We start from the raw sequence: 24,622 nt of genomic DNA on the forward strand, positions 1-24,622 counted from the left end.
TAAGTCCCTCTATCCTCGACTACGCCGGAGCGCCGAACAGTTCGATCGGCTTGCTGCCGGGCGCCAACGTCACGATGGCGCGCTTGGTGCTCTTCCGTTGTCCGTACCCGCTCCGGGTGCGCTTGCGCTTGCCCTGGCGGTTCGCGGTGTTCACCGCGGCCACCTTGACCGAAAAGATCTTCTCGACCGCGATCTTGATCTGCGTCTTGTTCGAGTCGGGGTGCACCAGGAACGTGTACACGTTGTCATCGATCAGGCCGTAGGACTTCTCCGAGATGACCGGGGCCAGGATGATGTCGCGGGGATCAGTGACGGTCGCCATCAGGCCGAAACCTCCTCAGCGGTCTTGGAATTCGAAGCGATGAAGGCGTTGAGCGCCTCCACCGAGAACACCACGTCGTCGGCGTGCAGCACGTCGTAGGTGTTGAGCTGGTCCGGCGCGATGATGTGCACACCCGGAAGGTTGCGCACGCTCTTGAGGCCGGCCTCGTCGCTACGTCCGATGACCACCAGCACCTGCTTGCGCTCGGTCAGCGAGGCCAGGAAAACCTTGGCGCTCTTGGTCGACGGTGTTTGTCCCGTCACCAGTTCGGTGATCGCGTGGATACGGCCGTTGCGGGCCCGGTCCGACAACGCGCCCCGCAGTGCTGCGGCGATCATCTTCTTCGGGGTGCGCTGGCTGTAGTCGCGAGGCTGGGGACCGTGCACCACACCACCGCCGGTGAACTGCGGCGCGCGGGTCGAGCCCTGCCGGGCGCGGCCAGTGCCCTTCTGCCGGTACGGCTTACGGCCACCACCGCGAACCTCGCCGCGGGTCTTGGTCGAGTGCGTGCCCTGGCGTTTGGCGGCCAACTGGGCCGTGACCACCTGGTGCAGCAGTGCAATGTTCGCGGGTGCGTCGAACAGCTCGGCCGGCAGCTCAACGGAGCCTTCGGTTTTACCGGCCGGCGTCTTGACGTCGATCTTGAGGGCTTTTCCAGCCTTTTCGGCAGCCATTACTTCTCACCTCGTTTGATCGCGCTGCGAACCACGACGAGTCCGCCGGTGCGTCCGGGCACCGCGCCTTTGATCAGCAGAACGCCGTTCTGGGCATCGACCAAGTGCACCAGCAGGTTCTGGGTGGTCACCCGGTCGTGGCCCATGCGGCCGGCCATCCGGGTGCCCTTGAACACACGGGCCGGAGTGGCGCAACCGCCGATGGAGCCCGGCCGGCGGTGGACCGCCTGGGCACCGTGGCTGGCGCCCTGGCCCTTGAAGCCGTGACGCTTCATGGTTCCGGCGAAGCCCTTGCCCTTTGAGGTACCGGTCACGTCGACATAGGTTCCGGCAGCGAAGATCTCGGCCGTCAGCTCTTGCCCGACCTCGTAGTCGGCAGCAGCGCCCTCGTCGTCGAGACGGAACTCCGCCAGGTGCCGGCGCGGGTTGACCCCGGCGGCGGCGTACTGACCCGCCAGCGGCTTGTTGATCTTGCGGGGACTGATTTCGCCGTAGGCCAACTGCACCGCGCTGTACCCGTCAACCTCCGGAGTACGGATGCGGGTCACGACGTTCGGCCCGGCTTTGACCACCGTCACCGGGACGACGCGGTTGTTCTCGTCGAACACCTGCGTCATACCGAGCTTGGTGCCCAGAATGCCCTTTCTCGCCATTGCTCGCAGCTCTCCTACTGGATGTTGACGTCGACGCTGGCAGGCAGATCGATGCGCATCAGCGCGTCAACGGTTTTCGGGGTGGGGTCAAGGATGTCGATCAAGCGCTTGTGAGTGCGCATCTCGAAGTGCTCCCGCGAGTCTTTGTACTTGTGCGGTGAGCGAATAACGCAGTACACGTTCTTCTCAGTGGGCAACGGCACCGGGCCCACCACGCTGGCGCCCGTTCGGACAACCGTCTCGACGATCTTGCGCGCCGAGGCATCAATGGCCTCGTGGTCGTAGGCCTTGAGCCTGATGCGGATCTTCTGTCCCGCCACGCTTCCTCACTCTCCAGGTCGAGACCCGGTTTCCTGCCGGGCGCCATAGCTTGATCGGTCTGGCCGATCAGGCCGCGCGCCCGGTTGTTGCGCCGCTGTTTACCTGTCTTGGTCCACCGGCCCCCGCGGTCGGGTGTGTCACCCTCACGCAGCCTGGTCCGCGACCGAAAATGGTCACGCTCCAGATTGGGACCGGACGCGCCCGTGTGGGCGCTGGTCGTATGCCAGGCCAGGCGCGAACCTGGCTCAAGGCAACCCGAACAGTATGCCCTAGATCGCGGTGTCGGCCAAATCTCTCCGACTGGGCCGATGGCCGCGTGACTCTGCGTCCAGGGCGGCAAAGTCCGAGTAGGTGACGCCCTCAGCGCAGAATGAACGCCCAGGCATCCTTACTTCAGAGTAAGGTATCCTGCCGTCACGCGTCCGACCTGGACTTATGCCGCCGTCAGCTGTTCTCCCAGGCTAGGCGGCCCAGGCCGACCGGCTAGCTGCCCGACAGATACGTCCCGTGGCCGCGGCGCACCAGCGGGCCGTCGAACTCCAACACCTCGCACACGAGGTTGCCGCGCTGGTTGCGGTAATTGATCACCAGGACCGACGCGCCGCCGTACACGCCGACGATGTCGAAGCGCAGGTCGGGCACGACCGCCAATGCGGCGCACCAGTATTCGCGCAGCGCCGCTTTGCCGTGTACCACTCCTGCTGAGTCGGGCACTATTGCGGCCGCGACCGGTGAGGTGAACACGACATCGTCGTGGAAATGCGCGAGTACGGCGTCCACATCGCGACGGTTCCAGGCCGCTGCCCACTCGCGCGCGAAGCCGTGCGGCTCAGGGATGCTCACGACTGGCCCTTCAGCGTCGACCAGAACGGGCACTGATGTGCCGCTTCGAAGTCCGTGACGGCCTGACTTCCGCCGGGCCGCAACGACATCCAGAAGTTGTGGTCGGGGTTACCGTCTTGGGAGGGCCAGTCGGGCAGGCCGGCGGCCTTCGGTGCGCCGTTGGTGACGAAGTGGCTCCAATAGCTCATCATCTGGTCGGACAGAACCTGTTGCGCCAGGTCCAGCGGCGGCGTGCCGCCCATGCTGAACAGGTACCGCAGCTCGAGGGAGTGGCTGGCGCCGACCGGGAACGGCGCGTGTCGCAGGAAGTCCGGCTCCGGGGCGTTCGGGTCGTCGAACTCGTAGGCGTAGACCGGCGCATTGCGGCTCAGTGAATCGGCCATTCTGTCTGCGGCGCAAGCGAACACACCGTCGGTGGCCGCAGCCGAATAGGCAAGCGAGACGTCGCCGCCATAGCGATCGGGCGGGTAACGCGCCAGCACGGGCCCGCCGTCCGCGCCGAAGGTATCACCGAGTACGCGCGGATATTCGGCAGCGCTGATCCCCCGATGCACCCTTGAGGCCCGCAGGGCCGCGAACAGCGTGTACTCGTCGTGGTTGACCCCAATCAGCACCGGAACACGGGCCGCCCGATCGGCAGCGAATCCAGCGATTGGATTGTCCGGCAGCGCAGGCGTTCCGGTCACCGGGCCGGACAGCGCATTGGAGTCCCCCAGGAAGTAATACCAGGGCGGACGTTCGAGCCGGGTCGCCGGCAGAGCCCGCAGACACCGGGCGGTGGTGGCCGGGTTGCGGCAGCCCGCCGCGACCGCGTAGTCCAGGCTCTGCCGTTGCCCGAAGTCCACATCGGCTTGCGCTTGGCACGGCGCGCTCTGAATGATCGCCGCGCGGAACAGTCCCGCCGACCCCGGCGCGACCAGGTGATCGCACACCGACATTCCGCCGGCGGATTCGCCGGCGATGGTGACCTTGTTCGGGTCGCCACCGAACGCGGCGATGTTGTCGCGGACCCAGCGCAGCGCGGCCTGCTGATCGGCGAGACCGTAGTTGCCGACCGTGCCCGGCGGACCGAGTGACGGGTGAGCCAAAAAGCCCAGCGCACCCAACCGGTAGTTGATCGTGACGACGACGATGTGGCCTTTGGCCGCCAGCCAGCGGGAGTGATAGATGTCGCCGCTGCCGTTGACGAACCCCCCACCGTGGATCCACACCATCACCGGACGTTTTTCGACGTGTTGTCCGCGGGGCGGAGTCCAGACGTTGAGCGTCAGACAATTTTCGCTGGTGGGCTTGCCGACCCCCGGCTTGAGCCCGGTGTCTTGCATACATTGCGGGCCGGCCTTGGTGGCGTCCAGCATGCCCGACCAGTGCGCCGCCGGCCGCGGCTGTTGCCATCGCAACGGCCCCACCGGAGGCGCTGCGTACGGAATGTTTTGGAACACAGAGTAATCCGCGGCGACCTGGCCGCGCACCGAGCCCATCGCGGTATGCACGACGCCGGCATCCAGCGGGCCCGCGTAGGCCGGTTCAGCCTTGCGCGGCCTGACGGCGGCGTCCTGCCCGCACGCCGCCGCGAGCAGGGCCGTCGTCATCAGGACGGCCCACGCTCGTCGGCGACGAAGCGATCGGATCGGCACGGAATAACAGCCTACGGATTACCGGAAAGGGGTCGTCGATTAATCCGGGATCACGGAGTTTTGCTGAACCGCATACTTTCAGGCACCTGCCGATTCGTGAGCAGTCTGGTTGAGCGCGTCGATCTGGGTGCGCTGCACATGCAGAAAGCCGTCCACCGCGGCCTCCGCGCAATCGCGGTAGTCGAAGTCCGGCAGCGTCGACAGCCGGCCGAGCACTGCCGGGCCCATCAGCAGAGCAATCGCCCGGGTGCGGTCGATATCGCCTAGTTCGGCTGCGTCCGGGCTGTCGAAGATCGCGTCGAACGGGGCCGCGTATTGCTGGGCGATGCGCTCACGCAAGGTGCTGACCGCAGCGCTGTCGGAGGGGCGGCTGCGATCTGATTCCGGCAACTGCTCAAGGTCACGCCCGAGGGCCAGCCAGCTCATCGCCATCACCATGCCGGGGCGCTCGGCAATCGACTGTCCGAATGCCAGCACCACCGCGACCAGCCGATCACGCAGGGTGCCTTCTTCCGCCGGCATCGGCGGCGGCGGTATAAGGCCGTTGAATGCCGTTGCCAACAAGTCATTTCCGCTCGGGAAGTGGCGATACAAGGTGGCACGGGCCACGTTGGCTCCACGCGTCACGGCATCGACGGTCACCGCGCTCGGGCCACCCGCTCGCAGCAGGGCGGTGGCGGCCTCGAGCAACCGGGCCCGGGATCGCGCCGGGCGCGGATCGGTCTTGTCGGCGATGTGGACCACCTCCTCGTGTCCAACTCCACCAGCCTACGCAAACGCGGTCAGCCGACGAACTCCGCCGCCCGATGCCCCAGCATGGCAATGGTGGCGTGTGGGCCCCGGCGGGTGATCGCCGGCAGCACCGACCCGTCGATCACCCACAACCCGTCGATACCGTGCACGCGGCACTGGTGATCGACGACGGCGATCGGGTCGCCGGCGGGCCCCATCGGGGCAGTGCCACACAGATGCTGTGACGTCGACCAGACCGGTTCGCCGACTTGGGTTGTCGGACCGGCTATTTCGCGCGCCAGAGCACAGCCGGCCCGTAGTGCGGCGATGTCGGCCGGCTCGCTGTCGTAGCGCTGCTCGATGATCGGCGGTACGAGTGGGTCGGCCGAGGCGAGCGTGACCCGTCCGCGGGACAGTGGTCGCATCAGCGCCACTCCGAGGTGCGGCCAGTCCGGGTGACCTGGCGTTCCATCGCCGACCATCGCCACGAAGCCACCGGTATACGGTCGGATTTCGACATCATCGGGCGTGCTGAGCACCACCTCGAGCGCGGGTCGCTCCGGGGCGACCGCCCAAGTGGTCGGTAGCACCCATTCCGGATGGTCGCTGCAGCCCATCCCGACCGGCAGCGCGGCGAGCACGTCGACTCCTGCGGCGCGCAGTACCGTCGCGTCGCCCACCCCGGAAAGCATGAGGAGATGGGCGGATTCGATCGCGCCGGCGCTGAGCACGATGTGATCGGCGGTCATGGCGATTGGCCCGCCTGGGCCGATCGCGTCCACGCCGATGACGCGTCCGCGCGAGATACGCAGACGCACCGCGCGGGTCTGGGTCAGCAGCGAGAGATTGCCGCGGTCCAGCGCGGGCAGCAGATAGGCCGCCCCGGGGCCGATTCTCTTACCGTCGACGATGTTGAGCGGCACGGCGCCGACGCCGGATGGCAGTGCGTCATGGTCGGGCAGATCGTTGAGATCCGGCAGCCAGCCGAAACCGTGACGTCGAGCCGCATCGACGAATGTTGCTGTGCTGCCGACGATTTCCGGTGTCCGGCGGATCTGGATCGGGCCCGAGTCGCCGTGCGCGGGACCGGTGAAATCCAGGTCGGTTTCGATCGCGCGAAAGTGATCGACAACATCGGTCCACGCCCAGCCGGGTATTTTGAAGCCGTCGAAGTCGCACCGCAGACCACGGCAGAAGTACCCGCCGTTGACAGCGCCCGAGCCGCCGATTGTGGACCCACGCACGATCGACATCTGGCGGGGCGGCCGGTCGGTGAGCTGCGCCTGATAGCGCTGCACGAGCGGGCTGGCCGCGCCGATCGGCAGCCGTAGTCCGTTGGCGGTCTCGGCGCGCAGGGCCGGGTCGCTCAGGCCGGGCCCGGCCTCCAGGACGGTCACCAGGCGGCCCGGTTCAGCCGAAAGCCGGTTTGCCACAACAGATCCAGCGCTTCCGGCGCCGACGATGAGCACATCGCTGTGCAGCGCCGCTGCGGTCAGGGCTCAGACTCGAATCTGGGGCTTGAGCGGGCCGACGTTGCGCTCCCGCAGCACGCCGTACCAAAGTCCCAGACCGTAGGCCAGGTCGTCGATCCGCTTGAGCAGCAGGTAGGTCAGCAGTCCGATCGGCTGGGCGTCGTCGTCCGCGGTTTGCCGGCGACTGGCCCAGTCCACCACCCCGTCCACGACGGCGGCGACCAGGACGACACGACGGCACGAGCGGAACAGGATGGCAGCCAGCAGTGCGACCGGCCAGTAGTGCCGACAGATCGCCGACGCCAATTGCAGAGCCGCCGACCACAGGCTGCGGGCGGCCACTGTCACGACGTCCCATATCTGGGTCTCGGCGCCTTGCATGTTTTTCGCAACCCGGCGGCCGGTGAGCCCAGCAACGAACAGCGAAGCCAGGTAACCGAAGCTCGAGCCGAACGCCATCAGGATCCAGGCCGTCAACGCCCAGCCGGAGATCATCAGCGGCGCGATCTTGTCCGGGTGCCGAACCGACAGCGGAGCGGCCGAACCACCGTAAAAGGCTTTACGCGCAACCCAATCCCGCAATTCGGTCCGATGATCATGCGCCACTTGGGCAATCGGCTCGTAGCGGAGTCGCGCGCCGGCCTCGACCAGACGCCAGCACAAGTCGACATCTTCACCGGAACGCAGCGTTTCGTCGAAGCCACCGATATCGCGCAATGTCGCAGTGCGGCAGATGATTGCGGCGCTGGGCACATAGGAGACGCTGCTGTACGGAATTACCGGAGCTTCCCGGTGCCCGAGATCCAACGACGAACGCACCGCCTCGTAGCGGGCGACCAGATGATCGGTCTGCGCGAGCCCGACGATCCGTGGGGCGGCCAGGGCCACGGTCGGGTCGCAGAAGTGCCCGAGCAGCGCCTCCAGCCAGCCACGGCGCGGGACCACATCGGAGTCCAGGAACGCCACGTAGCCCGTCTTGCAGGCGGCGAGGCCGGTATTGCGGGCCGCCGCCGGGCCCTTGCTCTGCGCGTGCCGCAGAATCTCGATGTCGGTGTGCGCCCCGGCGAAGTCTTCGCTGCGAATCGGGGTCGACGACCCGTCGTCCACGATGAGTATGTGCAGGCCACGCAGCGAGGTAATTAGCCGTCGCAATCCAGAGACGTTGTCGCGCACCGGGATAACGATAGTCACATCGCGATGTGACGGACCGCCCGCGGGGCGTGGATGAGCTACCGTCGCGTCGAGCAGCGTCCGGGCCAGCTCGGCGCTCACCGCGTCGCGGACCTTCAACCGGCCGTCGGCAAGCATGTCCTGGGCGGCGGGCGCCAGCCGCAATATCCGGGTGGGCGATCCACCCAGCAAAGCCGAACCCTGGCCCAGCACTCTGACCCGGCGGTCGACCTGCACAGCAAACCCGTCGGGCAATCGCGTCTGAATCATCTGAGCATCCCGTCGGCTGCGGGCGTCCAGCGCAGGATCCGGCGCAGGCAGTCGTCGATCATCTCGGTCAGCATCCGCTGACCCTCGCCTGCTGTGGCGGTGGTCGGGTCGCCCAGCACGCCGACCTCGCTGACCGCGGCGACTCCCCCGCTGCGCATCGACGGCAGCAGCGCGGACAACGGCGCGCTGTTGCCCGCGCGCCACCGGTCGGTCCGGACGGCCGTCGGCGAAATATGCAGTAATAGTGAAGTTTCGGCGTGCCCGGCGTGGGCGTCGGCGCCAGCCACGACACACGGGCACCACGCGGTGTCCCGCCCCTCGCGCCGCAGTTGCGCGACGGCCTCGCTTAGCGCCGCGATGTTGCCGCCGTGGCCGTTGACGAACAGCAGGCGCTGCGCCCAGCAGGTCGCTGATCTGCCGTACTCCACCAGCAGCGCGGCCAGGACGTCGGTGCCGATGGAGATCGTTCCGGGGAAACTTTGGTGCTCACCGCTGGCGCCGTAGGCGATCGCGGGGGCGGCCAACCAGGTCAGGTCGCGGTCCTCCGACAGGCCTGTCGTGACGGCGCCGGCGACCGCTGTCGCGATCCGGGTGTCGGTGTCCAGAGGCAGGTGCGGGCCGTGCTGTTCGGTGGAGCCAACGGGTACTGCGAGCCCTACCGGCATGCTTTGCAGTTGGCTCGACGTAGAGCCCCCGAGGTCGGGCTGGACTACCACTCGGTGATGGTAAGACGAATTCACCTGTCGTGCATCGGTTGTTGGCGCTCTCGAAAAAACTTTTCCGGCCGACCGTTCACCAGAACCGGTCATCACCGCCACGCCTGCCACGTGAGTATCAACATACCCGCTGGTCTCGGGCCTGCGGCGGGTTACGCCCCGCCCGCCACGGGCGAGGCCGCCCCGAGCGTTCGGGTGAAGCCATCGGGCACCAGGACGTCGTCGCGGTTGAGGTCGTGGACCGAAGCGCGTCCGAGCCCCATCAAGGCTGAGTCGATTCCGCTGTGCAGAATATCGAGCACGTTTTCGACGCCCGGCTGCCCGGCGGCGGCCAGACCCCAGAGATAAGCGCGACCGATCATCACGGCGCGGGCGCCCAGCGCCAGCGCCTTGACGACATCACTGCCTCGCCGGATGCCGCCGTCCAGCAAAACCTCGACCTGGTCGCCGACCGCGTCCGCGACGGCGGGCAGCGCGCGAATCGACGCCGGTGTCCCGTCCAGGTTGTTGCCGCCGTGGTTGGACACCGAGATCGCCGAAACACCGGCGTCCACAGCCCTTTTCGCATCGTCAAGCCGCATCACGCCCTTGAGCATGAACGGGCCGCCCCACAGTTCGCGCAGCCAGGCGATGTCGGCCCAGGTCGGCGGGGGGGTCGACATCCACTCCCCGTAGGCAGCAAAAAACGGGGGACCGAGCTCGCCGCGGCCGGCCAGGTTGGGAACCCGCAGGTCCGGCGGACGGAATGTCTTGCCGAACCTCCACAGCCAGCCGGGCCGGACGATCACCTCCGGCGACATCCGCAGCATGGTGCGCAGGTTCATCTGCTCGGGAATCTTCGGGCTGCCCCAGTCGCGGCCGTGCGAGAACGACCAGTCGGTGGTCACGATCAGTCCGACCGCGCCGGCCTGCCGGGCCCGCTCGACGCGCTGCGCGATGACGTCACGCCCGCCCGACCAGTAGACCTGGAAGAACAGCTTCGGGTTGCCGGCGATCACGTCCTCGATCGGCTTGCTGGCAAACGACGACAATCCCATCGCTGTGCCCCGTGCGGCGGCGGCCCGCGCCACGGCCACCTCGCCGTCCGGGTCGACTGCCTGCACGCCCGTCGGCGAGATGATCACCGGCAGCGAAATATTCTGCCCCATAACGGTTGTCGACAGATCACGCTTCTCGAGCGCGCCGACCACATGCGGCGCGAAACCCAGCTCCCCGAACGCCTCGACGTTGTCGCTGACGGTCAGCCCTTTCTCGCTGGCGGCCACCAGCGCGGAATAGGACGACTTAGGCAGCCGCTTCTTCGCGCGCTGCTGGGCGATGGCAACAGTCTCGAACCAGAGGTCACGAGCCACGGCTAGACCGGGCTCTCGTTGCAGATTTTCTGCGGCGGCGTCCGGACCGGCATCGTCAGCGTCAGAGGCACGGGCCCGCTGTTACGCCGACCGTGCGAGTGGTCGCCGGCCGGACGCGGCTTGTCGCGCTCCTGGGCCAGTGCCGGCGCACCATAGCCCTGGACGCATTCCGGGTCGGGGCCGTCGAGCGGCAGGCCGGTGAAGAACTTGGCCGCCATGCAGCCGCCACGACAACTGTCGTAGTGCCCGCAGCTGCCACAGGCGCCTGCGGACTGCGGCTCGCGCAGCTCGTTGAACAGCGGGGCATCCTTCCAGACCTTGTCAAACCCGCCGTCGGACAACACGTTTCCGGCCAGGAAGCGGTCGTGAATGGCGAACGGGCAGGCGTAGACATCGCCGATCGGGTCGATCAGGCACACCACCCGTCCGGCACCGCACATGTTCAGCCCGGCCAGTGCGCCCGGTTGGCCCAGACCGGACAGGTGGAAGAAAGAGTCGCCGGTCAGCACCCGGTCACCGTTGCCGACCAGCCAGTCATAGAGCTGGACCTGCTGCTCGGAGGTTGGATGCAGCTCGTCCCAGACGTCGGCGCCACGCCCGGAAGGCCGCAGCCGGGTGATCCGCAGGGTGGCACCGTATCGGCTTGCCAGCGCGGCGAATTCGTCGAGCTGGTCGACGTTGTGGCGGGTCACCACCACCGAGATCTTGGCATCGGCGAACCCGGCGGCGGCCAGGTTCTCCAGGGCCCGGATGGCCATCGCGAACGAGCCGGGGCCGCGGACCGCGTCGTTGACCTCGGCCGTCGCGCCGTCCAGCGAGATCTGCACGTCGACGTAGTCGCTGGCCGCCAGCCGGTCAGCCACCTCGGGGGTGATGCGCACACCGTTGGTGGAGAACTTCACACCGACATGGTGAGCGGTCGCGTAGTCGACCAACTCCCAAAAATCGGGCCGCACAGTCGGTTCCCCACCACCGATGTTGACGTAGAACACCTGCATGCGTTCCAGCTCATCGATGATGTCTTTGCAGTCGCGGGTGGACAGCTCACGCGGATCGCGCTTGCCCGACGACGACAGGCAGTGCACGCACGCCAGGTTGCACGCGTAGGTCAGCTCCCAGGTCAGGCAGATGGGCGCGTCCAACCCGTGTTCGAACTGCTCTATGAGCCGTGGCACGGTCGATGTCATGTGCGCCGCTCCCCCTCATCGATATCGCTCGGTATCAACATGTTGGAGCCGGCCAGCACGCCGAGTGCATGCAAATACGGACCTTGCTGTGAATCCTCGACGCCGGCCGCCCGGAGTGCGGCACGGACGTCGGGGTGGTCGGCCAACGATTGCACCACCGTGAGGATGGTGCGGTTCTTCAGGAACGAGAGCTTGCGAGTTCCGAAGTGGTACAACAGCGCACCGAAGCTTTCGGGCCGCACGGCGACTTGCGGGTGCAATCGCCAGGCGTGGTCGGGATCGAAGTCGCCACGTCGGCCATCGAGCCCCTTCGCGGGGGCGGTCACGGTCAGTAGACCCCGCACATCCCGTCGATGGACACCTCTTCGACCAGTGCCTCGGTGACGAGCTCGGTTTCTGCGTCGGTCTGCTGGTTCGGCTCCATGACGTTGCCTTTCGTTCGGGCGGGGCTCGACAAGTCGCGTCGATGTGATCAGAATCTCAGACAGAATATGGCATCGAGTGCCGGAACGGAAGGGTGGGGACGATGGCGCAACAGCAGCCGCGGGTCGGCCGCCGCCGGTCCACCACGCGTGAACACATCTCCGGCGTCGCGATCGGGCTGTTCGCCGACCGCGGGTTCTCGGAGGTGAGCGTCGACGACGTCGCTGCGGCCGCAGGTATCGCACGCCGGACCGTGTTTCGCTACTACGCGTCAAAGAACGCCATTCCCTGGGGGGACTTCGACGCTCACCTGCAACACCTGAGCGAGCTGCTGAACGAGGTCGACCCGGACATGCCGCTCGGCGACGCGCTGCGGACCGCATTGCTGTCGTTCAACACTTTCGACGAATCCGAGACGGTCCGGCATCGGCAACGGATGCGGGTGATCCTGCAAACAGCGGAGCTGCAGGCATATTCGATGACGATGTATGCCGGATGGCGCGAGGTGATCGCGGGGTTTGTGGCACATCGGACCGGTGCCAAAACCTCCGACCTGCGACCGCAGACCGTCGCGTGGATGATGCTCGGCGTCGCATTGAGCGCCTACGAGCACTGGCTGGACGACGAGTCGGTCTCGCTGCCGCAAGCCCTGGGCGACGCTTTCGACGTCGTCCGCGCCGGCCTGAAGGATAGTCAGCCATGAGCCGACTGCTGCAGACCATCCAGGTGCAGGGTCAGGTCTGCGCGGGCATGGGTTCGGCGATGTACGGCGATCTGTTGGAATTGGTGGCCGGCGACGTCAAGGCCGACGGTGTGTTCGCCCAGATCTTCGCCGGACACGAAAATGATTCTGGCCGTATGGCTTTGCCGCTCCGGCTGCTGGGCGGGCTGCACCGGTTGGCCCTCGAGGGACGCGCACCGGCGCTACGCCACTGGTATCCCAGCGTTGGCGGATCGTGGGACGCCGAGGCCGCGTGGCCCGACATCGGGCAGGCCGCCGCCGAACACGCCGAATACCTGCGCGCTGCTCTCGACCAGCCGCCGCAGACCAACGAGGTCGGTCGCTCGGCCGCGCTAATCGGCGGTCTGCTGACGTTGTCCGACCGATTCGGTGTGCCGGTGCGGCTTTTCGAGATCGGCTGTAGCGCGGGGCTGAATTTGCGCGTCGACCACTACCGCTACCGCTATCCCGGCGGCGAGTGGGGTCCACCGGATTCGCCGGTCACCATCGACGATGCGTGGCGAGGCGCACTACCTCCCACGGCTGCCGCACTGAACATCGTCGAACGTCACGGCTACGACATCGCGCCGCTGGACGCCACCGGCACCGACGGTGAGCTGACGCTGCTGAGTTATGTGTGGCCCGACCAACAGGCCCGCCTCGACCGGTTGCGCGGCGCGATCAGCGTTGCCCGCCGGGTTCCGGCAGAGCTGCATCGCCGCAATGCCACCGAGGCCGTGGCCGGCCTAAAGCTCGCGGGCGGAGCGCTCACCGTGTTGTGGCATTCGATTATGTGGCAATACCTTTCGCTGCCCGAGCAGTCGACCATCGAGGCCTCGATCGAGCAGATCGGCGCGCGGGCGCGATCCGAATCGCCGTTCGCTCACCTGACGCTGGAACCGCACCGGCGAACACCTGACGCGGAGGTGGAGTTCGTGGTGCGGGCCCGTTGCTGGCCTGCGGGCGACGACCGACTGCTGGCCGCGTGTTCGCCGCACGGGCCGCCGGTCGTCTGGGAGTAGTTGCGGGACTACTGCACGCTGCCGCGACTGGCGGCCAGAAACGGCTCGGCGATGGCCAGGAACCCGCCGGGATCCGATGAGAACGCGACGTGGCCTGTCGGCAGGGTTTCCAGTCGCGCCCCCGGTATCGCGGCCGCCGTGGCCCGGCCGAGTCGCAGCGGGATCGCGGTGTCTTTCGATCCCCAGATCACCAGGCATGGCGCGGTGATCCGGTCGGCATGCGAGCGCAGGTCGTACTCGGGTGCCGCGAAACTGCGCCACATGGCGGCGGTCAGCGCGACCCCCTCTGGGGTGTTCGCTCGTGCCAGCGCGCGCTCTTGCACGGCGTGATCGTTGTCGCTCGTTGCACTCATATAGCTACGAATGAAGCGCGGCAGGGCGCGCTTCATCACCGCGGGCATGCCCAGTGCGCGGCAGTAGAGATTGGTCATCGGGCTCGCGATGAACCCGCCGCTGTTGACCAAGATCATTCGTGAGACCCGTTGCGGCTCAGCGATAGCCAGGTGAGCGGCGGCAAATCCACCCACGGAGTTTCCGACAAGTGTCACCCGTTCAAGGTGAAGGGCGGCAACAACATCGGCAAGAACACCCGCGAACGAGGCGGCGGTCGGCTGATAGTTCGACTCCGGCGCCGGCGACTCGCCGTGACCGGGCCAGTCGAGGGCGATCACCCGATGGTCGCGAGACAGCGTTGCCACGATTGGGTCGAAATCCCGACGATCGTGCAACGTGGCGTGCAGCAACACCACGGGCGGGCCGTCTCCGACGTCGTCGCATGCGACCTCTCCCACCCGCGTCTGAACCATCGTCGTCATCGGATTTCCTTTCATTGACCGACCGGTCAGTCAACTGTATCATCGCGGATACCCCAACTCAAGGAGTCACCTCATGACCGCTCCCGCCGCCAGTGCCCCGTTCGCCGACAAGATGGCCTACTACCGGGACCGCCACTCCAGTCGCGGAGTCCGGATCACGCATCTGCTCGGCACGCCGGTGATCGCGACCGGAATTCCGTTGCTATGGGCCAAGCCCCGGGTGGGAGTGCCGATGTTCGTCGGAGGATGGCTGGTCCAAATCGCGGGGCACGCACTGTTCGAACACAACCTGCCTTCGACTGACAAAGGCTGGATCACCTACCAATTGACCGGACTGATCCACGTCTGCGAGCAGTACGGCGAACTGCTTGCGCGACGTAGTCAGCGCAAAGCCGCACGCACGCCGGCGGTTAGAGTGCCTGCATGACCTCGACGCCGCCCGTCACGCCCAAAGGCGGCCGCAAAGAGGCCATGGCCCGAACCCGGAAAGCGTTGATCGACGCGGGACTGCGACTGGCCGAGCGGACCGGCCTGGCCAATCTGAGCGTCAACCTCATCGTCGCCGACGCCGGGGTGGCCAAAGGAACGTTCTTCCACCATTTCGGCGACCGCGACTCGTATCTCCTTGCGCTGCACCGGGAATTCCATGAGCGGCTGGCCGGCCAGATCCAGGCCGCGACCGACGGCATGCCGCCGGGGCGGGCCCGGCTGATCGCCGTCGCGAACACCTACCTCGACGGCTGCCTGCGCGACCGCGGGGTGCGCGCCCTGCTGCTGGAGGCGCGCGCGGAGCGGGCGATCACCGACGAGATCAGCCGGCGCAACCACGCGAGCGCCGAGGTGTGCCGATCCGACTTTGCCGCGCTGAAAAACCCGCATCCCTACGAGAGCGCCCAATTGTGGGTCGGCCTGGTCGCTGAGGCCGCGCTCATCGAACACCAAGCCGGCAAAGCGCTTCCCGCACTGCGCACGGCGGTTGCGCAGTTCTCCAGCTGACCTAGCCCAGGACTTCGGAGATCGGCACGGCGGCAGCGATTTTGGCGCGAGCTTTCATCACCTTGCCGGGCATGCCGCCGCCGACGACGCCGGCGACCGCGCCGTCCCGCTCGTAGTAGGCGAGAAACTTGCGACCGTCGTCCTCGACGATGTGCACGGTGTCGGTGGCGACGGGCTCGCCCAGGCACTGGATCTTGACGTCGTACTGATCGCTCCAGAAATACGGGACGACGACGTTCGACGGTGCGTCCTGTCCGAGCATCGCGGGCACCACAGCGCGGGCCTGCTCGGCGACGTTGCTCCAATGTTCCACGCGCACTTGGTGTCCCTTCGGGTCGCGCCACGACGCGACGTCGCCGAGAGCCCAGACGTTCGGCGCACTGGTCCGGCCGGCGGCATCGCAGATGACCCCGTTGTCGACCTCGATACCGCTGCCGTCGAGCCAGTCGGTGGCCGGCCGCGAGCCGATGCCCACCACGACCAGATCGGCGCTGAGCTCGGTGCCGTCGGTCAGCTCCACCGTCTCGACATGCTTACTGCCCCGCACCTCGGCTACTCCGACACCGGTGCGCACGTCGACACCTTCATCGCGGTGCAGCCGGGCCACGAGTCCGCCGATCTGCTCGCCGAGCACCGCTGCCAGCGGCGCGGGCTGCGGCTCGACCAGCACCACATTGACTCCCAGTCCGCGCAGGCTGGCCGCCACCTCGCAACCGATGAACCCGGCACCGACCACCACGGCGCGGTGCGCTTCCGATGCGTGCCGGCGCAGGGCCAGGCTTTCGTCGAAGGAACGCAGCACCCGGATTCCCTCCAGATCGGGAAACGCCGGAATGCGCCGTGGCACCAACCCTGTCGCGATGACGAGTTCGTCGTAGCTCAGCGTCGATCCGTCATCCAGTGTCACGGTCTGCGCACCGGTGTCGATGCCGGTGGCCGCCGATCCCAGCCGCAGCGTGATGTTCTTCTCGTCGTAGAACTCGCGCGGCTTTAGCGTGACGTCGTCGACTTCGCTGCGCAGGACCTCTTTGGACAACGGTGGCCGGTCATAGGGCAGGTGCACCTCGTCGCTGACGATGGTGATCGAACCGGTGAAGTCAGCCCGGCGCAATTGCTCGGCGGTCCGGGCCGCGGAAAGTCCTCCGCCGACGATCAGAATGCCGTTGTCCCCAGAGCTAGTGGTCATTGGAGAGTTCATACACGATTGCGGCAGTGAGTATTTGCTCACCCCTGCGCGCGTGACCTGTCGATCAGATTCGACAACACGACGATGCTTTCGCTGCGTTCGATGTCGGCGCTGGTGCGGATTCGCTCTAAGGCGTCTTCCAGGTGTTGCATGTCGCGCGCCAACACCCGCAGGATGGCGTCGGCGGTGCCGGTTACCGTTGCGGCACTGATGACTTCGGGGATATCGGCCCAGGCGCGCCGGAGTTCATCGGGTGAAATCCGGCCGTGGCAGAAGACTTGGACGTACGCCTCGGTGTTCCAGCCGACGGCATTGCGGTCGATGACGGTGGTGAACCCACGAATCACGCCGCTGTCAAGCATCCGGTCGACCCGCCGCTTGACCGCCGGGGCGGACAACCGCACGCGCTCCCCGATCTCGGCGAAGGTCGCCCGCGCGTGCTGAGCCAGCTCGGCCAGGATCTGCTCATCGATCCCGTCCAACCGATCCATAGCCCCTCCAACCACAACAGACATTCACTTTATGGCATTGCGCGCAATAAAAGCGCGGTATACACGCAACAGTCATCGATGTATTGCGCGAACGACTCCCCTACCGTTGATTTATGACGATCTTCGCCGAGTCGGGAACCGCAACCCGCCGTCGCGCCGCCGAACGAAAGGCCAGCCTTCGGCACTACGTCATGACGGCGCCACGGTTCTTCGCCGTGGACTACGCGATCAATCCGTGGATGGACACCAGCACTCCCGTCGATCCGGCGGTCGCGCTGTCGCAATGGCAGCGCCTGCAGGACGTCTATCTGCAACTGGGGCACAGCGTCGACCTGGTCGCCCCGATGCCCGGTCTGCCCGACATGGTGTACGCCGCCAACGGTGCGCTGATCATCGACGGCACGGCGCTGGTTGCCCGCTTCAAATATGCACAGCGCCAACAGGAGTCAGCGGCCTACGGGGCGTGGTTGCAGTCGCAGGGGTTCGACCCCGTTTATGCGCAACACGTCAACGAAGGCCAGGGTGATCTGCTACCCGTCGGAGACATCATTTTGGCCGGATACGGATTTCGAACCGCGTTGCGGGCGCACAGCGAAATCGCCGGGATCTTCAACCGGCGAGTGATCAGCCTCGAGCTGATCGATCCGCGCTTCTACCATCTCGACACCGCGCTGACTGTTCTCGACAACACGACCATCGCCTACTACCCGCCGGCATTCTCATACGTGTCGCGCGCGCACCTGGAGACATTGTTCCCCGATGCGATCGTGGTCGAAAGCGCCGACGCGTACGTGTTCGGCCTCAACGCCGTCTCCGATGGGCGTAACGTGATACTCCCGGCCGCTGCTACCGGCTTCGCCCAACAGCTGAGCGACGCCGGATTCGAACCGATCGGCCTCGACATGCCTGAATTGCTCAAGGGCGGTGGCTCCGTCAAATGCTGTACGCTGGAGGTGTATTCGTGAGACATGCCGGCACCGACGCCAAGTTCAGCGATGACACTGCTGGATAACCTGACCGGTCGCGGTGCGCTGACCGAGTCGGCTATCGCGATCGACGAGCGCTCCTGCGCGCACAACTATTCGCCGCTGCCGGTGGTCGCCGCCAGCGCCGAAGGGTCGTGGATCACCGACGTCGAAGGACGCCGCTACCTGGACTGCCTGGCCGCATATTCGGCGGTGAATTTCGGGCATCGCAACCCGGAGATCATTGCGACCGCCCATGCCCAACTCGACGTCCTCACCTTGGTCAGCCGAGCATTTCACGCCGAAGGACTGGGCCCGTTCTGCGCAGCGCTGGCGGCATTGTGCTCGAAGGACACCGTGCTGCCGATGAACAGCGGCGCCGAGGCGGTCGAAAGCGCGCTCAAGGTGGCCCGCAAATGGGGCACCGACGTCAAAGGCGTACCCGTCGACCAGGCCAATATTGTGGTTGCCGACAACAATTTTCACGGCCGGACCATCACCATCGTCAGCTTCTCCTCGGATGAGACTGCGCGCGCCGGCTTCGGGCCGTTCACACCGGGCTTTCGTTCGGTGCCGTTCGGGGATGTCACCGCGCTGGGCGATGCGATCGACGACAACACCGTCGCCGTCTTGCTGGAGCCGATACAGGGCGAAGCCGGCGTCATCGTTCCGCCGGACGACTACCTGCCGGCCGTACGCGAGATCTGCACGGCCCGACACGTTCTCATGATCGCCGACGAAATCCAGTCCGGCCTGGCCCGCACCGGCCGCACCTTCGCCTGCGACCACTGGGACGTGGTGCCCGACATCTATCTGCTCGGCAAGGCGCTGGGCGGCGGCGTGGTGCCGCTGTCCGCGGTGGTGGCCGATCGCGACATTCTCGGGGTGCTGCATCCCGGCGAGCACGGCTCGACGTTCGGCGGCAACCCGTTTGCGACGGCGATCGGACACACCGTGGTGTCGATGCTGGCTCGAGGCGAGTTCCAGGAACGCGCAACCCGGCTGGGGGCGCGGCTGCACTGGCGGCTGCAAGCACTGATCGGCCAGGGCGTGGTTGCGGTGCGCGGACGCGGATTGTGGGCCGGTGTCGACATCGACCCGGCACTCGGCAGCGGAAAGCAGCTCAGCCTGCGACTGGCCGAACGCGGTGTCCTGGTCAAGGACACCCACGGATCGACGCTGCGGTTCGCCCCGCCGTTGGTGATCACGATGACCGAAATCGACTGGGCCATCGATCGATTCGCCGAGACGCTGGCGAGCTAGTACTTCAGTACGCCCTTGTCGACCGGGATCTGCGCTCCGGTCAGCGTGCCGGAGCCGTCTCCGGCCAGCCACGCAATGACGTCGGATACCTCGGCGGCGCCCATGAATCCGTTGGGCTGCAGCAGCATTGGACCGAAGCTGTGGATGTAGTGCGGATGCTTGCCGAATACCTGCATCATCAGCTCCGGCTCGATCATCGGGGTATCGACCGAGTAGGGATGGATCGAGTTGACCCGAATGCCGTACTCGCTCAGCTCGATTGCCAGCGAGTTGGTCAAACCGGTGAGCCCGTGCTTGGACGCCGAGTAGTGCCCGTTGCCCGGAGTGGCCTTCAGCCCGGCCGACGAGCTGACCACCACGATGGACCCGCCGTTGCCGGCGTCGATCATCGCGGGAATCGCCGCACGCAGGGTGTGGAAGGTGCCGGTCAGGTTGACGTCGATCACGGTATTCCACTGCTCGTCGGACAACTCCCAGATCCGTCCCCAGCTGAGCACACCCGCGTTGGCGATCAGGATGTCGAGGCGGCCGAATTGTTCGACGCCGTCGGCGACGAGTTGGCGCACCGCGGCGTCGTCACGAATGTCGATTTGTCGGGCCAAGATCTTGCGCCCCTCGGCTTCGACCGCCCGGACCGTCTCCGTCAAATCCTCGGGGGTGGCCGCGGCGTAGGTGATGCTGTCGGACACCGGCGCGCAGATGTCCAAGGCGATGATGTCCGCTCCCTCGCGGGCCAGCCGGGCCGCGTGGGCGCGCCCTTGGCCGCGCGCGGCCCCGGTGATGAATGCCACCCGTCCCTGCACAGCTCCTGACGTGCCCGACACCCGCAGCCCCTTTCGCCAACTGCCGATCAGGCTAGCAGCGAAACTGAAACGTGTTCTAATCGGCCGCCGAAGCCGGCTTGCGGTCAGAGATCGGCGATGATTTTCTGCCGGCCCGCGGCGTACTCGGCATCCGAAATCGCGCCACTGGAGTGCAGTTTTTGCAGTTCGTCGAGCCGCTCGGCGACCGGTTGCTGCGGCGGCGCGGGCACCCCACCGGCCGACGCGGGCTGGTGCGCCTCGGCGGCCCGCCGGACCACCGCCACCACCTGCTGGCGCACCGCCGGGTAGTTGCGGATGTCGACGGTGCCACCGAACGGCAGGTTGTTGGCCTTGTAGATCTGCATGATCTCCATCAGCGGTCCGGCCTGACCGCTCAGGTCGTAGGTCTTGTTGTCCTCGCTGACGGTGATCTGCGCAGGCACCACACCCGCGACCAATGCGCTTGCTTGCCAATCGATCTCGTACTCACGGGTGTTCGGGTCGACCAGGACGACGAGTTTGCGCGACGTGACGATCGCCTGCTTGGAGATGTCGACGGTGACCCGCTTTTGATCGGCGAAGTCGAACCCGGGCCCGGTGATACGCAGGTCCAGCTTGACCACCGGACGTTCATTGATCCGCACCCCGGTTTCCGCCAGACCCTGGATCTGCGCTGTGGCAAGCACGCCGGTCTGCTGCAGGGCGGCCATTTTGGCCGAGGATTGCGCGCCGCGGTTGGCCAGCCAAATCGCGACCAGCACGTCGGCGACGGTGATCAGCAGCCCGGCCCAGAGCAACCACGACGTGCTCTGGGAGACGATCGAGTCCGCTTCGCTGCCAAAAGAACCCAGCATGCTGGGCAGCGCGAAGTACGTGACGAGAAAGATCGGGCCGACCAGACCCCCGCAGACCAAAACGATGAGTTGAGCTTTGAGATAGCGCGCAAACATGGCAAATCCCGTCGTCGGCAGGTCGATGACGCGGGACAACGCATCGCTACGCGCATGAGCATACTGGGTAAAAGTGAAACGGCGCCCACCCTTTCGGGTGAGCGCCGCTTGGCTGTGCACTCGGTCGAACTTCTTCGCCTCCTCCGCGGGGCAGCGCCCCACATCGTCGACGAAGTTATTTGATGATCTTGGTGACCCGGCCGGCGCCGACGGTGCGGCCACCTTCACGGATCGCGAACCGCAGACCGTCATCCATGGCGACGGGCTGGATCAGCTTCACGACGATCTCGGTGTTGTCACCGGGCATCACCATTTCGGTGCCCTCCGGCAACGTCACCACTCCGGTCACGTCGGTGGTGCGGAAGTAGAACTGCGGACGGTAGTTGTTGAAGAACGGCGTGTGCCGGCCACCCTCGTCCTTGGACAGGATGTAGACGCTGCCCTCGAAGTCGGTGTGCGGCGTGGTGGTGCCGGGTTTCACGACGACCTGGCCGCGCTCGACGTCCTCACGCTTGATACCACGCAGCAGCAGCCCGACGTTGTCGCCGGCCTGACCCTGGTCGAGCAGCTTGCGGAACATCTCGACACCGGTGACCGTGGTCTTGGTGCTGGCCGGCTTGATGCCGACGATCTCGACTTCCTCGTTGACGTTGATCACGCCACGCTCGACACGGCCGGTCACCACGGTGCCACGACCGGTGATGGTGAACACGTCCTCGACGGGCATCAGGAACGGCATCTCGGTCTCGCGGACCGGGTCCGGGATCGACTCGTCGACCGCGTCCATCAGCTTCTCCACCGACTCGACCCACTTCGGGTCGCCCTCGAGCGCCTTGAGCGCCGACACCTGGATCACCGGGGCGTCCTCGTCGAATTCCTGGGCGGCCAGCAGCTCGCGAACCTCGAGCTCCACGAGCTCCAGCAGCTCCTCGTCGTCGACCATGTCGGCCTTGTTCAGCGCGACCAGGATGTAGGGCACGCCGACCTGGCGGGCCAGCAGCACGTGCTCACGAGTCTGCGGCATCGGGCCGTCGGTCGCGGCGACCACCAGGATCGCGCCGTCCATCTGGGCGGCACCGGTGATCATGTTCTTGATGTAGTCAGCGTGACCCGGGGCGTCGACGTGTGCGTAGTGACGCTTCTCGGTCTGGTACTCCACGTGGGAGATGTTGATCGTGATACCGCGCTGACGCTCTTCGGGCGCGTTGTCGATCTGGTCGAACGCACGCGACTCGTTGAGTGCCGGGTATTTGTCATGCAGAACTTTCGTGATAGCCGCGGTCAACGTGGTCTTGCCGTGGTCAACGTGACCAATGGTCCCGATGTTGACGTGCGGCTTCGTCCGCTCGAACTTCGCCTTCGCCACTTCTGTGTCCTCCTGGACTAGTTGGTGCTTGTTACTGGATCTGTTTGTGCTTGTAGGAGTGTTGTTATTTCCGTTGCGCCGCGGTTCTGACCGGGCAAGGTTACTCCGTCACCTTTGGCTAGCTCACTCGCCGGTTGCCTTCGCGATGATCTCCTTCGACACGTTCGCCGGAACTTCGGCGTACGAGTCGAACACCATGGAGTAATTCGCCCGGCCCTGAGTCTTCGACCGAAGGTCGCCGACGTAGCCGAACATCTCCGACAGCGGCACGTGGGCTTTGACCACGCGCGCGCCGCTGCGTTCCTCCATGGCCTGAATCTGGCCACGGCGGGAGTTCAGGTCGCCGATCACGTCACCCATGTAGTCCTCGGGCGTGGTGACCTCGACAGCCATGATGGGCTCCAGGATGACCGGCTGTGCTTGCGCGGCAGCCTTTTTCATCACCTGCGAACCGGCGATCTTGAACGCCATCTCCGAGGAGTCGACGTCGTGGTACGCGCCATCGAGCAGCGTCAGCTTGACGTTCACCAGCGGGTAGCCGGCGAGCACGCCGTACTGCATGGCGTCCTGGGCTCCGGCGTCCACCGACGGGATGTACTCCCGCGGGATGCGACCACCGGTGACCTTGTTCTCGAACTCGTAGGTCGCGCCGTCCTCGCCGCTGAACGGCGCGAGGCTGACCAGGACTTTGGCGAACTGGCCCGAGCCACCGGTCTGCTTCTTGTGGGTGAACTCGACCTTGTCGACCGTGCGCTTGATGGTCTCCTTGTAGGCCACCTGCGGCTTACCGACGTTGGCCTCGACCTTGAATTCGCGGCGCATCCGGTCCACCAGGATGTCCAGGTGCAACTCGCCCATGCCGCCGATCACGGTCTGGCCGGTCTCGTTGTCCTGGTGCACCTTGAAGGTGGGGTCTTCTTCGGCGAGCTTCTGGATGGAGAGGCTCAGCTTCTCCTGGTCGCTCTTGGTCTTGGGCTCGATAGCGACCTCGATGACCGGGTCCGGGAACGTCATCGACTCCAGTACGACCTGGTTGTTGGGGTCGCTCAGGGTGTCACCGGTGGTGGTGTCCTTCAGCCCGATCACGGCGTAGATGTGACCGGCCGACGCGGTCTCCACCGGGTTCTCCTTATTGGAGTGCATCTGGAACAGCTTGCCCAGCCGCTCCTTCTTGCCCTTGGTGGAGTTGATGACCTGGCTACCGGAGTCGACCTTGCCCGAGTACACCCGGACGTAGGTCAGCTTGCCGAAGAACGGGTGGGTGGCGACCTTGAACGCCAGCGCGGAGAACGGTTCGTCGGTCGAGGGCTTACGGATGACCTCCACGTCCTCCTTGCCAGGGGCATGGCCCACGGCCGGCGGAACGTCCAACGGCGAAGGCAGGTAGTCGATGACCGCGTCCAGCATCGGCTGCACGCCCTTGTTCTTGAAGGCGCTACCGCACAGCACCAGGTAGGCCTCGGAGCTGATGGTGAGCTTGCGCAGGGCGCCCTTGATCTCGTCGATCGTGAGGGCCTCGCCGCCGAAGTGCTTCTCCAGCAGCGTCTCGTCGGTCTCCGCTACGGCCTCGAGCAGCTTGTTGCGGTACTCGTCGGCCTTCTCCTGCAGTTCGGCCGGGATGTCGATGGTCTCGTAGGTCTCGCCGAGCTTGGTCTCGCCCCGCCACACCTTGGCCTTCATCTCGACCAGGTCGACGATGCCCTCGAAGTCGCCCTCGGAGCCGACGGGCAGCTGGATCGGGATGACGTTGGCGCCGAGGCGGTCTTCCATCGTCTTCACGGAGAAGTAGAAGTCGGCGCCGACCTTGTCCATCTTGTTGACGAAGCAGATGCGCGGGACGTCGTACTTGTCGGCCTGCCGCCACACCTGCTCGGACTGCGGCTCGACACCTTCCTTGCCGTCGAACACCGCAACGGCGCCGTCCAGCACCCGCAGGCTGCGCTCCACCTCGACGGTGAAATCAACATGGCCAGGCGTGTCAATGATGTTGATCTGGTTGTCGTTCCAGAAGCAGGTGGTTGCCGCGGAGGTGATGGTGATCCCCCGCTCCTGCTCCTGCTCCATCCAGTCCATGGTGGCGGCGCCGTCGTGCACCTCACCGATCTTGTAGCTGATACCGGTGTAGTAGAGGATGCGCTCGGTCGTCGTCGTCTTGCCGGCGTCGATGTGCGCCATGATGCCGATGTTGCGGACCTTGGTCAGGTCGGTCAGCACGTCCTTCTGTGCCACGGGAGTTTTCCCACTCTTTCGATTGCTCGGTTATTTCGCTGTT

General features: G+C 66.0%; 27 protein-coding genes. 6 read left to right on the forward strand and 21 right to left on the reverse strand.

Annotated features, from left to right (window positions below; genetic code table 11):
• Positions 1-19: 19 nt before the first annotated feature.
• The 14 genes from rplW to mftA form a co-directional block, all read right to left on the reverse strand.
• Complete coding sequence (gene rplW, locus ACQY5A_RS21190; protein ID WP_428342266.1) at positions 20-322, reverse strand: 50S ribosomal protein L23; 303 nt, start codon at positions 320-322, stop codon at positions 20-22.
• Positions 322-996 (reverse strand): 50S ribosomal protein L4, encoded by a 675-nt coding sequence (gene rplD, locus ACQY5A_RS21195; RefSeq protein ID WP_428342267.1) that lies wholly within the window; start codon positions 994-996, stop codon positions 322-324. Before rplD ends, rplW begins: the two co-directional genes overlap by 1 nt.
• On the reverse strand, positions 996-1,649 hold the full coding sequence (gene rplC / locus ACQY5A_RS21200; protein ID WP_428342268.1) for a 50S ribosomal protein L3: 654 nt from the start codon (positions 1,647-1,649) through the stop codon (positions 996-998). Before rplC ends, rplD begins: the two co-directional genes overlap by 1 nt.
• Before the next feature lie 14 nt (positions 1,650-1,663).
• Positions 1,664-1,969, reverse strand: coding sequence for a 30S ribosomal protein S10 (gene rpsJ, locus ACQY5A_RS21205; RefSeq protein ID WP_003873519.1), 306 nt, complete (start codon positions 1,967-1,969; stop codon positions 1,664-1,666).
• A 484-nt stretch (positions 1,970-2,453) separates the two neighbouring features.
• Entirely contained in the window at positions 2,454-2,813 is a 360-nt protein-coding gene (locus ACQY5A_RS21210; RefSeq protein ID WP_428342269.1) for a nuclear transport factor 2 family protein, read from the reverse strand.
• The gene (locus ACQY5A_RS21215) at positions 2,810-4,405 is read right to left on the reverse strand and encodes a carboxylesterase/lipase family protein (protein ID WP_428343270.1); all 1,596 of its coding nucleotides are present in this window, start codon (positions 4,403-4,405) and stop codon (positions 2,810-2,812) included. The genes ACQY5A_RS21210 and ACQY5A_RS21215 overlap by 4 nt, the downstream gene beginning before the upstream one ends.
• Before the next feature lie 123 nt (positions 4,406-4,528).
• A complete protein-coding gene (locus ACQY5A_RS21220; protein WP_428343271.1) occupies positions 4,529-5,140 on the reverse strand; it encodes a TetR/AcrR family transcriptional regulator in 612 nt (203 codons plus the stop codon).
• Positions 5,141-5,232: 92 nt separating this feature from the next.
• Positions 5,233-6,678 carry a mycofactocin dehydrogenase MftG gene (mftG, locus tag ACQY5A_RS21225; protein ID WP_428343272.1) on the reverse strand — a complete coding sequence of 482 codons (1,446 nt, stop codon included), beginning with the start codon at positions 6,676-6,678 and terminating at the stop codon, positions 5,233-5,235.
• 3 nt (positions 6,679-6,681) lie between these two features.
• The gene (gene mftF, locus ACQY5A_RS21230; RefSeq protein WP_428342270.1) at positions 6,682-8,094 is read right to left on the reverse strand and encodes a mycofactocin biosynthesis glycosyltransferase MftF; all 1,413 of its coding nucleotides are present in this window, start codon (positions 8,092-8,094) and stop codon (positions 6,682-6,684) included.
• Positions 8,091-8,834, reverse strand: coding sequence for a mycofactocin biosynthesis peptidyl-dipeptidase MftE (gene mftE, locus ACQY5A_RS21235; protein WP_428342271.1), 744 nt, complete (start codon positions 8,832-8,834; stop codon positions 8,091-8,093). Before mftE ends, mftF begins: the two co-directional genes overlap by 4 nt.
• Positions 8,835-8,962: 128 nt before the next feature.
• Positions 8,963-10,162: a pre-mycofactocin synthase MftD gene (gene mftD / locus ACQY5A_RS21240; protein ID WP_428342272.1), complete on the reverse strand. Its 1,200-nt coding sequence runs from the start codon at positions 10,160-10,162 to the stop codon at positions 8,963-8,965.
• Positions 10,163-10,164: 2 nt separating this feature from the next.
• Positions 10,165-11,349 carry a mycofactocin radical SAM maturase gene (gene mftC, locus ACQY5A_RS21245; RefSeq protein ID WP_428342273.1) on the reverse strand — a complete coding sequence of 395 codons (1,185 nt, stop codon included), beginning with the start codon at positions 11,347-11,349 and terminating at the stop codon, positions 10,165-10,167.
• Positions 11,346-11,675: a mycofactocin biosynthesis chaperone MftB gene (gene mftB / locus ACQY5A_RS21250; RefSeq protein WP_428342274.1), complete on the reverse strand. Its 330-nt coding sequence runs from the start codon at positions 11,673-11,675 to the stop codon at positions 11,346-11,348. Before mftB ends, mftC begins: the two co-directional genes overlap by 4 nt.
• Positions 11,676-11,677: 2 nt before the next feature.
• The gene (mftA, locus tag ACQY5A_RS21255) at positions 11,678-11,773 is read right to left on the reverse strand and encodes a mycofactocin precursor MftA (RefSeq protein ID WP_428342275.1); all 96 of its coding nucleotides are present in this window, start codon (positions 11,771-11,773) and stop codon (positions 11,678-11,680) included.
• Positions 11,774-11,875: 102 nt separating this feature from the next.
• Here mftA and mftR point away from each other — a divergent pair, with 102 nt between their 5' ends.
• Together mftR and ACQY5A_RS21265 are read left to right on the forward strand one after the other, a co-directional pair.
• Positions 11,876-12,475 (forward strand): mycofactocin system transcriptional regulator, encoded by a 600-nt coding sequence (gene mftR, locus ACQY5A_RS21260; protein WP_428342276.1) that lies wholly within the window; start codon positions 11,876-11,878, stop codon positions 12,473-12,475.
• Positions 12,472-13,515 (forward strand): DUF2332 domain-containing protein, encoded by a 1,044-nt coding sequence (locus ACQY5A_RS21265; RefSeq protein WP_428342277.1) that lies wholly within the window; start codon positions 12,472-12,474, stop codon positions 13,513-13,515. The genes mftR and ACQY5A_RS21265 overlap by 4 nt, the downstream gene beginning before the upstream one ends.
• Positions 13,516-13,523: 8 nt before the next feature.
• On the opposite strand, the gene ACQY5A_RS21270 is transcribed toward ACQY5A_RS21265, so the two are convergent.
• Positions 13,524-14,330 (reverse strand): alpha/beta fold hydrolase, encoded by an 807-nt coding sequence (locus ACQY5A_RS21270; protein ID WP_428342278.1) that lies wholly within the window; start codon positions 14,328-14,330, stop codon positions 13,524-13,526.
• Between the two features lie 73 nt (positions 14,331-14,403).
• Between ACQY5A_RS21270 and ACQY5A_RS21275 the strand changes: the two genes are divergently transcribed.
• Both ACQY5A_RS21275 and ACQY5A_RS21280 read left to right on the forward strand, forming a co-directional pair.
• Entirely contained in the window at positions 14,404-14,757 is a 354-nt protein-coding gene (locus tag ACQY5A_RS21275; RefSeq protein ID WP_428342279.1) for a DUF962 domain-containing protein, read from the forward strand.
• Entirely contained in the window at positions 14,754-15,326 is a 573-nt protein-coding gene (locus ACQY5A_RS21280; protein ID WP_428342280.1) for a TetR/AcrR family transcriptional regulator, read from the forward strand. Before ACQY5A_RS21275 ends, ACQY5A_RS21280 begins: the two co-directional genes overlap by 4 nt.
• A gap of 1 nt (position 15,327) precedes the next feature.
• Here the strand turns inward: ACQY5A_RS21280 and ACQY5A_RS21285 are convergent, their stop codons facing one another.
• Positions 15,328-16,512, reverse strand: a complete 1,185-nt coding sequence (locus tag ACQY5A_RS21285; RefSeq protein WP_428342281.1) for an NAD(P)/FAD-dependent oxidoreductase — start codon at positions 16,510-16,512, stop codon at positions 15,328-15,330.
• Positions 16,513-16,550: 38 nt separating this feature from the next.
• A complete protein-coding gene (locus ACQY5A_RS21290) occupies positions 16,551-17,003 on the reverse strand; it encodes an Lrp/AsnC family transcriptional regulator (RefSeq protein WP_428342282.1) in 453 nt (150 codons plus the stop codon).
• Between the two features lie 113 nt (positions 17,004-17,116).
• Between ACQY5A_RS21290 and ddaH the strand changes: the two genes are divergently transcribed.
• Together ddaH and rocD are read left to right on the forward strand one after the other, a co-directional pair.
• The gene (gene ddaH, locus ACQY5A_RS21295) at positions 17,117-17,968 is read left to right on the forward strand and encodes a dimethylargininase (RefSeq protein WP_428342283.1); all 852 of its coding nucleotides are present in this window, start codon (positions 17,117-17,119) and stop codon (positions 17,966-17,968) included.
• Between the two features lie 30 nt (positions 17,969-17,998).
• Positions 17,999-19,231, forward strand: coding sequence for an ornithine--oxo-acid transaminase (rocD, locus tag ACQY5A_RS21300; protein WP_428342284.1), 1,233 nt, complete (start codon positions 17,999-18,001; stop codon positions 19,229-19,231).
• On the opposite strand, the gene ACQY5A_RS21305 is transcribed toward rocD, so the two are convergent.
• The 4 genes from ACQY5A_RS21305 to fusA all read right to left on the reverse strand — a co-directional run bounded on the left by ACQY5A_RS21305 (position 19,228) and on the right by fusA (position 24,579).
• A complete protein-coding gene (locus ACQY5A_RS21305; RefSeq protein WP_428342285.1) occupies positions 19,228-20,055 on the reverse strand; it encodes a mycofactocin-coupled SDR family oxidoreductase in 828 nt (275 codons plus the stop codon). The genes rocD and ACQY5A_RS21305 overlap by 4 nt on opposite strands.
• A gap of 83 nt (positions 20,056-20,138) precedes the next feature.
• Complete coding sequence (locus ACQY5A_RS21310; RefSeq protein WP_428343273.1) at positions 20,139-20,984, reverse strand: SHOCT domain-containing protein; 846 nt, start codon at positions 20,982-20,984, stop codon at positions 20,139-20,141.
• 175 nt (positions 20,985-21,159) lie between these two features.
• Entirely contained in the window at positions 21,160-22,350 is a 1,191-nt protein-coding gene (gene tuf / locus ACQY5A_RS21315) for an elongation factor Tu (protein ID WP_428342286.1), read from the reverse strand.
• Between the two features lie 123 nt (positions 22,351-22,473).
• Entirely contained in the window at positions 22,474-24,579 is a 2,106-nt protein-coding gene (fusA, locus tag ACQY5A_RS21320) for an elongation factor G (RefSeq protein WP_428342287.1), read from the reverse strand.
• Positions 24,580-24,622 lie beyond the last annotated feature (43 nt).

The organism is Mycobacterium sp. (genome assembly GCF_965277065.1).
In the GTDB taxonomy this organism is placed as follows: domain Bacteria; phylum Actinomycetota; class Actinomycetes; order Mycobacteriales; family Mycobacteriaceae; genus Mycobacterium.